The 12,121-nt window shown below is 42.3% G+C and carries 10 protein-coding genes; 9 read left to right on the forward strand and 1 reads right to left on the reverse strand.

Annotated elements, in window-relative coordinates:
• The first annotated feature begins 176 nt into the window (after positions 1-176).
• The 6 genes from ACEZ3G_RS08670 (at position 177) to ACEZ3G_RS08695 (ending at position 7,396) form a co-directional block, all read left to right on the forward strand.
• The gene (locus ACEZ3G_RS08670; RefSeq protein ID WP_432425044.1) at positions 177-1,334 is read left to right on the forward strand and encodes a formimidoylglutamase; all 1,158 of its coding nucleotides are present in this window, start codon (positions 177-179) and stop codon (positions 1,332-1,334) included.
• Positions 1,335-1,456: 122 nt separating this feature from the next.
• Positions 1,457-2,812 carry a T9SS ring complex lipoprotein PorK/GldK gene (porK, locus tag ACEZ3G_RS08675; RefSeq protein WP_432425045.1) on the forward strand — a complete coding sequence of 452 codons (1,356 nt, stop codon included), beginning with the start codon at positions 1,457-1,459 and terminating at the stop codon, positions 2,810-2,812.
• Positions 2,813-2,914: 102 nt separating this feature from the next.
• Complete coding sequence (gene porL / locus ACEZ3G_RS08680; protein ID WP_432425046.1) at positions 2,915-3,565, forward strand: type IX secretion system motor protein PorL/GldL; 651 nt, start codon at positions 2,915-2,917, stop codon at positions 3,563-3,565.
• 56 nt (positions 3,566-3,621) lie between these two features.
• Positions 3,622-5,181, forward strand: a complete 1,560-nt coding sequence (gene porM, locus ACEZ3G_RS08685) for a type IX secretion system motor protein PorM/GldM (RefSeq protein WP_432425047.1) — start codon at positions 3,622-3,624, stop codon at positions 5,179-5,181.
• A gap of 59 nt (positions 5,182-5,240) precedes the next feature.
• Complete coding sequence (gene porN, locus ACEZ3G_RS08690; RefSeq protein WP_432425048.1) at positions 5,241-6,140, forward strand: type IX secretion system ring subunit PorN/GldN; 900 nt, start codon at positions 5,241-5,243, stop codon at positions 6,138-6,140.
• Positions 6,141-6,340: 200 nt separating this feature from the next.
• Complete coding sequence (locus ACEZ3G_RS08695; protein ID WP_432425049.1) at positions 6,341-7,396, forward strand: NAD(P)/FAD-dependent oxidoreductase; 1,056 nt, start codon at positions 6,341-6,343, stop codon at positions 7,394-7,396.
• Here ACEZ3G_RS08695 and ACEZ3G_RS08700 read toward each other — a convergent pair.
• Entirely contained in the window at positions 7,384-7,776 is a 393-nt protein-coding gene (locus ACEZ3G_RS08700) for a DUF983 domain-containing protein (RefSeq protein WP_432425050.1), read from the reverse strand. The genes ACEZ3G_RS08695 and ACEZ3G_RS08700 overlap by 13 nt on opposite strands.
• Before the next feature lie 64 nt (positions 7,777-7,840).
• On the opposite strand from ACEZ3G_RS08700, the gene ACEZ3G_RS08705 reads away from it, so the two are divergent.
• The 3 genes from ACEZ3G_RS08705 to ACEZ3G_RS08715 all read left to right on the forward strand — a co-directional run bounded on the left by ACEZ3G_RS08705 (position 7,841) and on the right by ACEZ3G_RS08715 (position 12,110).
• Positions 7,841-9,766, forward strand: a complete 1,926-nt coding sequence (locus ACEZ3G_RS08705) for an ABC-F family ATP-binding cassette domain-containing protein (RefSeq protein ID WP_432425051.1) — start codon at positions 7,841-7,843, stop codon at positions 9,764-9,766.
• A 180-nt stretch (positions 9,767-9,946) separates the two neighbouring features.
• The gene (locus ACEZ3G_RS08710) at positions 9,947-10,828 is read left to right on the forward strand and encodes a leucine-rich repeat domain-containing protein (protein ID WP_432425052.1); all 882 of its coding nucleotides are present in this window, start codon (positions 9,947-9,949) and stop codon (positions 10,826-10,828) included.
• Positions 10,829-10,994: 166 nt separating this feature from the next.
• Complete coding sequence (locus ACEZ3G_RS08715) at positions 10,995-12,110, forward strand: efflux RND transporter periplasmic adaptor subunit (protein ID WP_432425053.1); 1,116 nt, start codon at positions 10,995-10,997, stop codon at positions 12,108-12,110.
• Positions 12,111-12,121 lie beyond the last annotated feature (11 nt).

Here is a 12,121-nt window from a genome sequence, read left to right on the forward strand (position 1 = left end):
TAGGCTTGTGCGCCGCAGATAATGGAATCTTACCGAACAAAGGATAATCGGCAAAGGTCGTGTTCTATTTTTGTTAAAATAGTTGTTGACAGTTTGAAAGAATCATAGGCGATTTACGTTGCTCCTTATGCCTTAACCCAATAACTTTGTAACAAAGAACCTGACAATCATCTTTTATGGCTTATGATTTTTTGGTCCCTGTCGAAGACAAAGTTTTGGCCCATTGTGAACTTCTACCGCCACAGGCCTTGGGTAGACATATCCACGCCCATACCACCAAAGACGGGCTCCCTGTACTGGCATTGGCATCTTTGGCCATTCTTGGGGTGAAGGAATCAAGAAATGCCTTCGAGAAAAAGCCCGATAAGCTCGATACCTCAGGTATTCGTTTGCAGTTATACAAATTGATGATGGGCAATTGGAACTCCAATATTATCGACATGGGTGATATTGAGGAGGGAGAATCGGTCGAGGACACTTATTTTGTAGTAAAGGAAATCGTAGCCGGCCTTTTGGAAGAAGATATTGTTCCTGTCATTATAGGAGCCACCCAAGATATTACTTACCCCGCCTATCGTGCTTTCGATGGTATTGTCGATATGATCAATCTGGTGGCTATAGATAGTCGTTTTGACTTTGGAATTGACGATGAATTGATTTCCTCGCATTCGTACATGAGCAAGATTATTACCGACAAGCCGAACAATCTTTTCAACTTTTCCAATATAGGGTATCAAAGTTATTTCAATGCCCAAGAGGAGCTAGATCTTATGGAGCGCCTTTTTTTTGATGCCTATAGGTTGGGCGACGTCGCTGCCGATATTGCCTTGGCCGAACCTGTGCTCAGAAATGCACATCTGGTAAGTTTAGATCTTAGGGCCGTTCGGGCAAGCGAGGTAGGGTTGCCAAATAGCTTTTCCCCAAATGGTTTTACGGGGCGGGAAATCTGTGCAATAGCGAGATATGCCGGTCTGAGCGATAAGGCAAGGGTATTCGGCATTTATGAAATGGAGAACGGCAATCAATCAAGTCAGTTGATCGCTCAGGTCATTTGGTATTTCATTGAAGGGTTCAACTTTCGAATTTCTGAATCCCCATTGACCCACAAAGATGACTTCACAAAATATACGGTGCCAACTGAAAATGAGCAGTTGGTCTATTATAAGAGTCATTTCACCGATCGGTGGTGGGTAGAGGTTCCTTCTGTTTTGACTTCACATACTAAACCGGGTCTGCCCGCGTTGTTACCATGCACCGAAAAGGACTATTTAGACGCATGCGACCAAAACATTCCTGACCGGTGGTTCAAGGCCTATAAGAAAGGGTTTAATTGAACATAAAATTTTTTAAGGGATAATAACCTCCGATACAATATTTTACTCAAATCGAAGTTTTAGAGAGTAGAAATGCTAATTGTGTTTGCAGTTATAACCATAATCGAAATTTAACCTAAAGTATGAAGAAGCTATTGTTATCATCTATAGCGTTTGTTTTTTTGCTCACGAGTTGTGGGTCAAAGACAAAAGGAGAACTAGTTGGGGCCAAAGGCAAGAAATGGTATCCGGAGAAGCCTTACGGAATGGAGCTGATTCCCCGTGGATCCTTTATCATGGGTAAGGCCGAAGAAGATCAGGCCAAGGTTCTCAATGCCCCCACAAAGACAGTTACAGTACGCTCGTTCTATATGGACGATACCGAGATTACGAACAGTGAGTACCGCCAGTTCGTAGAGTGGGTTCAAGATTCGATTGCCAGGACCAAATTGGCAGAACTTGCCGATCAGTTAGGTTTGGGCCCAGAAGATGGCGGAATCGGTGAATACGCATACAAAGATGCTGATACCACAAAATTATCGGTATATGATAAATATATGTTGGATAATTATGTGGGCATGGGCGATAATTTAAATGAGGGTAGAGCACTCAATAGGGACCAAGACCTGATATGGGATATTTCAGATTATCCAGATGAGTATTATACCGAGGTGATGGATTCTTTGTACATACCTGAAGAGGAGTCGTACAACGGTCAACGAACTATTGATGTGACAAAATTAAAGTACAAGTATAGCTGGATGGATATCGAGGCTGCCGCTAGGGCAAAGACCGGAAGAAGAAAAGATTTCATCCGTCATGAAGAATTGGAAATCTATCCTGATACAACGGTATGGATTCGAGATTTCGAATACTCTTATAACGAGCCCATGCACAACGATTATTTTTGGCATGATGCATACAGCGATTATCCGGTGGTAGGGGTTTCATGGAAACAGGCCAAGGCCTTTTGTAATTGGAGGACCAAGTTCAAGAACGACGACCAAAAAAGTCGCGGTAAACAATTTGTGAACCAGTTCAGGCTGCCTACCGAAGCCGAATGGGAATATGCCGCGAGAGGTGGTATCGAAGGTGGCACCTATCCATGGGGCGGGCCTTATGTAATCAGCGACACGGGTTGTTTCATGGCCAATTTCAAGCCACAGCGAGGTGATTACGCTGCTGATGCCGCCTTGTATACGGTAGAGGCCAAGTCGTACGAACCGAATGATTTTAACCTTTACAACATGGCCGGTAACGTATCTGAATGGACGAATTCAAGCTATGACCCAAGTTCTTATGACTACGTGTCGACAATGAACCCGAACGGGGGTGATGGCAGCAATTCCAGAAAAGTGATCAGAGGTGGTTCTTGGAAAGATGTGGCGTATTTTCTTCAGGTGAGCACCAGAGATTATGAGTATGCCGATTCGGCCCGAAGCTATGTAGGCTTTAGAACAGTGCAAGATTATATGGGAGAAGAAGATTCCACACAATAAAAAATACAATACTAATAATAAATACACCCCCCTCCGGAACCTTCCGGAAACAATCAAATTTTAACCAAATACTTTTAATAAACTTAAATTAAATTCTAAATTATGGCACAGTCAAAATCAACAAAGAAACTATTCAACATGGCCTATGGCCTTGGTGCGTCCGTGGTAATTATCGGTGCATTGTTTAAAATCCTCCACTGGGAGTTCGGCCCTCTTACAGGTGGTCTGCTTCTTGCGGTAGGTCTTATCACAGAGGCACTTATTTTTGCGATCAGTGCTTTCGAACCGGTAGATGACGAATACGATTGGTCTTTGGTATACCCAGAATTGGCCGGTGGTGCTTCTAACGGAAGAAGCAATGAGATGGCAGAAATCAAGGAAGCCGAAGCTTCATTGTCCGCTAAATTGGATAACCTATTGAAAGAAGCCGGTGTCGATGCCAGCTTGATGGAAAGCCTTGGTGACAGCATCAGAAACTTCGAAGGTGCGGCCAAAGGTATCGCCCCTACAGTCGATGCTATGGAGTCTACAAGAAAATATTCAGAGGAAATGGTTCAGGCGGCCGCCCAAATGGAATCTTTGAACAGCTTGTACAAAGTTCAATTGGAAAGTGCCAGCAAACAAGCTTCGGTAAACGAGGAAGTCGTACAGAATGCAAGCGCCTTGAAGGATCAAATGAGCTCATTGGCTACCAACCTTTCTTCTTTGAACGGAGTATACGGTGGAATGCTTTCTGCAATGAATAGAAACTAATTGGATTTAGTACAATAAACCCAAATCAAATTAATAATTAAATCTAATTAGAAAACATGGCAGGAGGAAAGCAAACGCCACGTCAGAAGATGATCAACCTTATGTATTTGATCTTCATCGCGATGTTGGCCTTAAATATGAGTAAGGAAGTTCTAGCTGCTTTCGGAATAATGAACGAAAGGATGGAAGCTTCTAACAGCAAGACAATGGAAAGCAATGAGGCTTTCTTGGCAAGTCTTGAAACGAAAGCATCTGAAGATGCGGCCAAATATGACAAGCTTTACAAAGACGCCCAGAAAATCAAGCAGTTGTCGAAGGACTATTATGATTATTTGGAAGGTTTGAAGCAAGGTATGATGGAAGGGGTCGAAGACCCTAAAGACTACGCCGTAATGGATAAATCGGATTGGTTGGACCAGAAGTTTTTTCAAGGCGACCAATTGGGTGAAGGCGGTAAAGAGTTTATGCAGCGCATCAACGATTACCGTACGCAAGTTGCCGCTATCGTTCCACAGGGAATAAAAGCTTCAGTCAATGATCGTTTTGAAACCGGCGATGCCAATGGCAAAGTTGAAAAACGTGACGGAACCAAGCAAGATTGGATCAACTACCACTATGAAGGGTTTCCTTTGGTGGCCTCGTTGGCCAAGTTGACAGCGCTTCAATCCGATATCAAGGCAACCGAAGAAGATGCTTTGAAAACGATGTTGGCCGGTGAGTTGACCGAACAGGTTTCATTGAAGAATTTTGCAACTTCTTTGATGGCCACTAAGTCTGCCTTTTATAGCGGAGAGCAGTACGATGGTAAAATAATCATTAGCAAGACCGACAAAACGTCGACTCCCGTTAGGGCCGAACTGACGTTGGACGGAAGAAAATTATCCGATGGAAAAGATTATCGTTTGGAAGAAGGAGGCGTTAAAATGTTGGTCGGTGCAGGTGCTCCTGGTGACCATACTGTTGAAGGTACTTTGTTCTTCATGCAAGATGGTGAGGAAATCCCTGTTCCCGTTAAGAATACATTTGCTACCATAAGCAAGCCTAATGCCGCTTTGATAGCCGCCGACAAGATGAACGTTGTTTATCGCGGTGTGGCCAACCCAATGTCGATTTCGATTCCCGGTATACCTAATAACAAGGTTCGTGCCTCGGCCCCAGGTTTGAAATCGGTCAGCGGAAGCAAATATGTAATGAACCCACAACAGGGAAGAACGGTAACGATTACGGCTTCAGGTACATTGCCTGACGGCCAAACGGTATCCTCTAAATCCGAATTTCGTATCAAGGATATTCCGCGACCTTCTGGTACGGTTAGCAAACAAGCCGGAAACCTTGAGTTGCCGAGAAACAACTTGGAAATCGCTACCATCGGTGCGATGTTGGAAGACTTTGATTTTGATTTGAACTTGGCCGTTAGTGGATTTAAGTTCAAGGTGCCAGGTCAACCAACGGTAGCCGTTAATGGGAACAAGCTCGACTCAAGGGCCAAGAATGCCTTGAAAAGGGCCAAGCGAGGTGACGCGGTTCAGATCTTTGACGTAGAAGCTTATATCACTAATAATAAGAGTTACAAATTGAAGAAAGTATCTCCTATTGTAGTGGAGATTACAAACTAGTAGTATTAATTGACCGGACGGCCTTAGAAGTCGTCCGGTAATTTTAAATTGAAATAAACATGAATTGGAAGAATGTTTTAATAGTCGGTGCGGTTGCATTGTTGCCGATTTCCATGATGGCCCAGGCGAATATCTTGAACGCCAAGAAGCCCGAGGATATCGGTAAGAAGACAGAGGCCCAAAAGGCCATGGACAATGACGCTCCTTTGGAGTATGGCTATGTCGATGATCGCGACATCCTATGGTCGAAGACCGTTTGGGAAGTCATCGATCTTGATGAGCGTGTCAATTTTCCGTTGTACTATCCTACGGATACCATAGACATCGGGGCCGATAGAAGGTCATTGTATGACGTGCTGATCAAGAACGTTAAGAACGGAAAACTTGAAGTTTATGCCGATTCGTATTTCACCGACAAGCGAAAGTTCAATGATTTACAGGCTACCTTGCAAAGCGTAGATACGACCGACTACGGTTATGAGCAGCTAAATGCAGGCGAAGCTCTTTCCGCCGAATATGTCATCAGGCGAGATCTTTCTGCCGCCGATATCGAAGAATACCGTATCAAAGGTATGTGGTACTTCGACAAGCGACAGGGAGAATTAAAATATCGCTTGTTGGGTATTGCCCCAGTGGCTCCCGACGTAAACTTTATCGGTGATGAGTCGATGGATCCGGATCAGAACAAAGTAGAACTTTTCTGGGTATGGTATCCTGACGCACGGCAGATTTTACACGAAGCGAAGGTGTTTAACCAACGTAATTCGGCACAGCCGATATCATTCGATATGTTGTTGAACGCAAGACGGTTCGGAGCGATTATCTATAAAGAAGATAACGTACACGGTGACCGGGCGGTAAACGACTATATTGCCGACAATGCCTTGTTTCAACTATTGGAAGCCAATAGGATCAAAGAGGTTATTCGAGATCGTGAACAAGATATGTGGGCATACTAGCATAAAGAATTCCAATTCAAATATTTAAAAAAACCTGACATTTTTAGTCAGGTTTTTTTGTGCTTAAAAGTTAATCGACAAATATTGGGTCGCCAACAGTTTCACCTCCCAGTGAATAGCTTGAAAGATTTTTTTTTGTCATTGGAGCGAAATTTTAGTGACAGGGAGTGCGATACCCTCCAATTTTTTACCTTTGCCCAATGCTTGATTATCTTATTGTCGGCTCCGGTTTGGCGGGAATCTCTTTTGCAGAGACACTGGACCGAAACAATAAATCGTTCAAGGTAATCAGTGACGATTCACAAGTCTCTTCAAGTGTGGCCGCCGGATTGATCAATCCGGTGATATTAAAACGTTTCAAACTTGTATGGAAGGCCAAAGAACAGATGGCTCTGGCCAGGCTTTTCTATCAAGGCTTGGAAAAAAAACTTGAAATTTCGCTTTATTGCCCAATGAAGGTATTTCGTCGTTTTATATCGGTCGAGGAACAGAATCTATGGTTTTCGGCTTGCGACAAAAACGGGTTGAGGGAGTTTTTGTCAGACCATATCCATATGAATGCCAATGCTTATATTGACGCCCCGTTTGGTTTCGGCGAAGTACAACAGACCGTAAGGGTCAATACCCAAATGTTGATTTCGGCTTATCGGGAATATCTACTAAACAGGGGATCGCTGCTGTGGGAAAAATTCAATTTCGACAAATTGATAATACATGAAAACCATATCGAATATGGATCGGCCAAGGCCAAACAGATTGTCTTTTGCGAGGGATTTGGCATTAAAGAAAACCCATATTTCAACTATCTTCCCATAGCCGGTAACAAAGGTGAATATGTATTCGTAAAGGCACCTGAATTGAAATTAGACCAAGCCATTAAATCTGCCATATTCTGTATACCTGAAGGGAATGACATCTATCGAATCGGGGCAAATTACGACCGATGCGATGAAACAAATGAACCGACGATCAAAACAAAAAAAGAGCTTTTGAAAAAGTGGGAATCCATTTTTAAATGTTCGTACGAAGTTATTGACCAAATAGCCGGTATACGCCCGGTGGCAATCGATAGAAGGCCGGTGATAGGCAGGCATCCGAAATACAATAATTTGTATGTTCTGAACGGCTTCGGTTCGAGGGGAGTACTGATCGCACCTTATGCGTCGAAACAGCTTTACGGCCACATTGAAAATGAAGAACCGATAGCTACCGAAATGTATATCGCACGTTTTAATAAAAAACACTACTCCGGTTGAACATCGGTGGCCTTGGAGTCATACTTCACAAATATGTTGATCCATATATTCCGCGAAGTACGGATGATTATGGGCAAAAATAGGATCAACGTGCCCACGATGGCTACGAAGGTATATCTTAATGAGGTTCCCAAGAACAAATATGAAATAACGAATGCCGCGACCGCAAAGGCGATTCCGACCGCATAACTGACGTACATCGCCCCATAAAAAAATGACGGTTCTATCTTATACTTGGTGTCGCAGCGTGAACACCGATCGTACATTTTAAAGATATTCGTCAGGTTATAGGGGTTCTTGTCGAGATACATGCTCTCTTCATGGCACTTGGGGCAAGTTCCTGTTAAAATGCTGTAGAGTTTGTTTCCTTTTTTTAACATTTGCAAATATTTTTGCAAAGGTAAAGCATTGCAAGGGCAATGAATGTGACTATTATTACAAAGAATGCTGAACGTCCATAATCTTTCCGTTTCCTTTGGAGGCGAATATCTATTCCAGGAAATATCATTTCGTCTGAACGGTGGGGATCGTGTCGGGCTGATCGGTAAAAATGGCGCCGGCAAGTCTACATTGTTAAAATTATTATCGAAAGATATGCCGTTCGATTCAGGCACGATTGCTATCGAGAAGGAAATCAAAATCGGTTTTCTTCGGCAAGATATCGATTTTGAGCAGGGTAGAACGGTATTGCAAGAGGCCTATCAGGCCTTTCATGAGATAAAACAATTGGAGCAACGCTTAGATGATATCAATCAGCAATTGGTCGATCGCACCGATTACGAAAGTGATTTTTACCATCAACTGATGGTCGATCTGAACGAAGTTACCCATCGTTATGATATTTTAGGAGGATACAACTATCAGGGCAATACCGAAAAGATACTTCTAGGGCTTGGGTTCAGCCGTGAGGATTTCAATAAAAGAACGGACACTTTTTCGGGCGGTTGGCGTATGCGAATTGAACTGGCCAAACTTTTATTGCAAAGTAATGACGTGCTCTTATTGGACGAACCTACGAACCATTTAGACATAGAATCGATTATTTGGTTGGAGCAATTTTTGAAAAACTTTGCTGGCGCGGTGGTCATCGTATCGCACGACAAAATGTTCTTGGACAATGTTACCAATAGAACGATCGAAATTTCATTGGGCCGCATTTACGACTATAACAAACCCTATTCCAAATATCTGAAGTTGCGGCAAGAGATCAAGCAGCAACAGTTGAACGCTCAAAAGAACCAAGAAAAAGAGATACAACAGGCCGAAAGATTGATCGAAAAGTTCAGGGCAAAAAGCACCAAGGCCTCAATGGCCCAATCGATGATCAAAAAATTGGATAAGATGGAACGCATCGAGGTTGATGAAGATGACAATGCGGTCATGAACGTTCGCTTCCCAATTTCCATAACACCAGGAAAAGTAGTAGCTGAGATCGAAAGCCTAACAAAAAGTTATGGTGACAATTTGGTATTGGAGAACATAAGCCTGCTCATCGAACGCGATAGCAAAACGGCCTTTGTTGGCCAGAATGGACAGGGTAAATCGACTTTGGCGAAAATCATTGTAGGTGATTTGGATTATCAAGGGCATTTAAAGCTAGGCCATAATGTGCAAATAGGCTATTTCGCCCAGAACCAGGCCGAATATCTAGAGGGTTCGAAAACGGTTTTGGATACCATGGTCGATGCCGCTAACGAAAAGAACCGCAGCAAGGTTCGCGATATTTTGGGATCTTTTCTTTTTAGGGGCGATGATGTGGAGAAATACGTAAAAGTGCTTTCAGGAGGCGAAAGAAACAGATTGGCCCTTGCTAAAATGCTCTTGCAGCCTTTCAATGTCCTTGTTATGGACGAACCAACTAACCATTTGGACATTAAATCTAAAAATGTGCTCAAACAAGCCCTGCAAAATTTTGAGGGCACCTTGATTCTTGTGTCTCACGACCGTGATTTTCTGCAAGGGTTGACCAACAAGGTATACGAATTCAAAGACAAGAAGATCAAGGAGTATTTAGGCGACATCGATTATTATCTTGAGGAAAGAAGTGCCGAAAACTTCAGGACCATTGAAAAAAAGGAGGAAATGACGAGTAGTTCCGATAGAAACGACCTCGATAAAAACCAGGGAACTTCTTTTAAGGACCAGAAAGAGATCAAATCACTGAAGAACAAGCTTAGTTCGACCGAAAGCAAGATAGCCATACTTGAAAAAACAATTGCTGAAATAGATCATGAATTGCTCATGAACTATGATCAAACCATCGCCCGGCCGCAGTTTTTTGAAAACTATCAAAAGAAAAAAACCGATTTGGAAAAACTCATGGAAAATTGGGAAACTATTACTCTAAAGATTGAAGAGCTATCGAACTGACCTGATAATCACAGGATGATTTTTGCTTTACAACATAAAACGTGGTTTTCACAACAAAAATGGGTATTTCACCGATTATTATTTGAATTTTATCTATAATATAGTAATATTTGTAAGTAAAATCTGAATAAATGCGAGTTTTAAAATTCGATTTCTTGAGATAACGATTATAATAGGCTTATGAAAAAACTACTTGCTTTTTTTGCGCTGTGCCTGGTTATGACGCCCTTAGCTTTGGCAAAGGTTCCTAAGGCGGAGAAAAAGGCTTTATTGGACTTGTATGAAAGTACCAATGGAGACCATTGGATAAAAAAATGGAACCTAAACGCACAGGTTTCCGACTGGTACGGTGTTAAGGTTGAAGAGGGCCATGTTATCGAAATAAACCTTTTCAGGAACAATTTGATGGGCGCCCTGCCTAATAGCCTTGGAGCTTTAAAGCACCTTACCAAGCTCAATCTTGCCTTTAACAATATTACCGGCGAGCTACCTGAAGGCATTGTTTTGTTGAGTAATCTTGAAGTACTTAAATTGGAGATGAACAAGATCAAGGGAGAGATTCCTGAAAGTATCGGCGCCATGGAAAATCTTCAAGAACTTTCGTTGTTCAACAATTTTCTTTCTGGAAACATACCCGAAGGACTCGGAAATATCAGTAATCTGAAAATATTGAATTTATCAAGTAATTCACTTTCCGGAGAAATTCCCAGTACATTGGGAGATTTGGTGCAGCTTGAAAGCCTTGGGCTTTTCGAGAACGATTTATATGGATTCATACCACGGGAGATGGGTAATTTGGTGAAGATGAAAGAACTCGTACTTGCCAACAATCGATTGACCGGTGCCATTCCGGAAGAGTTTGGTCAATTGGCCAGCCTGGAGGTGTTTCAGATCCAGAACAACCAATTCAATTCTTTCGAAAATTTAAAAATGATGGATTCGCACCAATTTTTGGTATTCGACTATGATGATGATAATAACAAAAATGACTTCAAGGACATAAACTTTAGCAAGACAAGAATGGCTGACACGAAATTTGAAGACGATATTGACAATGATTGAGCGTCCATAGAATATTGAGGTCCAAACAAAATTCGATTGAAAGGGATAGCCATGGGCATCCCTTTTTTGTTTTGCCGACCTTACTTTATTTAAGATATATTTAACTAAAGGCGCTTAAACCAATAGTTAGTTTTGTACTCTAATCCAGGGCCAACCTTAGCATTACATGGACAAAAGAAAAATAATACTATCTTTTTTAGGGGTACTTTTAATTATTGCCTCGATATACGGGGCAATTGCCATTGTCAATAGTAAGAACATGCCCAAACCACGACCTGAAAAGGTCGTTAAGACCGTTTTTGTCGATACGGTCAAGAACGGCATCGTAGATATCGTTGTGCCGGCCAATGGAAATTTGAAGGCCAAACAACGGGTTGAGCTTTACTCAGAAGTACAGGGTGTATTCAACCAAGGGAACAAACTTTTTAGACCGGGGCAGCAATACGGGATCGGAGAAACAATTATAAGAATCGACGCGGACGAATATGCCGCCTCTGTGCAATCCGCTAAAAGCAATCTTTACAATCAGATTACTTCAATAATGCCTGATTTACGCCTAGATTACCCTGAGATCTTCGACAAATGGCAAAAGTACCTGAATGGTTTCGATATGGCCAAGGGCACGCCTAAACTTCCTGAAATGATTTCGGATAAAGAGAAGTATTTCATCTCAGGTAGGGGTATTTTGACGAGCTACTATAATGTTAAGAATCTTGAACAGCGTCTGGCCAAATATAGGATCTCCGCACCATTTAATGGAGTGCTGACCGAAGCTTTGGTCACTGAGGGATCATTGATTCGTTCGGGGCAGAAACTGGGCGAGTTCATCAATACCGATGTCTATGAATTAGAGGTTGCCGTTAGCAAGACCTATAGCGATTTGCTCAAGTTGGGCGAGAAGGTCGAACTCTTGGATTTAGAGGGTGATAAAACCTATATAGGTGCTGTATCCAGAATCAATGGTAATGTCGATCAAGCCTCACAGACCATAAAGGCCTTCATTGAAGTAAAAGATGAAAGCTTGAAGGAAGGAATGTATTTAGAGGCGAATTTGAGCGCTAAAAAAGAAACTGACGCCATAGAGGTCGATCGGGGCCTATTACTTGAAAATGATAGAATTTTTGTTGTTAAAGACTCGGTCTTGGACCTTATCGACGTAAGGCCGGTTTACTTCTCGAACAAAAAAGTAGTCCTTAAGGATGTGCCCGAAGGCATTACAATAGTCTCAAAACCTGTTGTAGGTGCATATGCGGGCATGCTGGTCAAGGTTTTTGGCGAATAAACATCGATACT

Origin of the sequence: Meishania litoralis (assembly GCF_042611095.1) — a bacterium.
Classification (GTDB): domain Bacteria; phylum Bacteroidota; class Bacteroidia; order Flavobacteriales; family Flavobacteriaceae; genus Meishania; species Meishania litoralis.

What these genes read in the sequence shown, in the direction of transcription:
- ACEZ3G_RS08670 (WP_432425044.1), top strand. Translation starts at nt 177, where the DNA reads ATGGCTTATGATTTTTTGGTCCCTGTCGAAGACAAAGTTTTGGCCCAT.
- porK (WP_432425045.1), top strand. Translation starts at nt 1,457, where the DNA reads ATGAAGAAGCTATTGTTATCATCTATAGCGTTTGTTTTTTTGCTCACG.
- porL (WP_432425046.1), top strand. Translation starts at nt 2,915, where the DNA reads ATGGCACAGTCAAAATCAACAAAGAAACTATTCAACATGGCCTATGGC.
- porM (WP_432425047.1), top strand. Translation starts at nt 3,622, where the DNA reads ATGGCAGGAGGAAAGCAAACGCCACGTCAGAAGATGATCAACCTTATG.
- porN (WP_432425048.1), top strand. Translation starts at nt 5,241, where the DNA reads ATGAATTGGAAGAATGTTTTAATAGTCGGTGCGGTTGCATTGTTGCCG.
- ACEZ3G_RS08695 (WP_432425049.1), top strand. Translation starts at nt 6,341, where the DNA reads ATGCTTGATTATCTTATTGTCGGCTCCGGTTTGGCGGGAATCTCTTTT.
- ACEZ3G_RS08700 (WP_432425050.1), bottom strand. Translation starts at nt 7,776, where the DNA reads ATGTTAAAAAAAGGAAACAAACTCTACAGCATTTTAACAGGAACTTGC.
- ACEZ3G_RS08705 (WP_432425051.1), top strand. Translation starts at nt 7,841, where the DNA reads ATGCTGAACGTCCATAATCTTTCCGTTTCCTTTGGAGGCGAATATCTA.
- ACEZ3G_RS08710 (WP_432425052.1), top strand. Translation starts at nt 9,947, where the DNA reads ATGAAAAAACTACTTGCTTTTTTTGCGCTGTGCCTGGTTATGACGCCC.
- ACEZ3G_RS08715 (WP_432425053.1), top strand. Translation starts at nt 10,995, where the DNA reads ATGGACAAAAGAAAAATAATACTATCTTTTTTAGGGGTACTTTTAATT.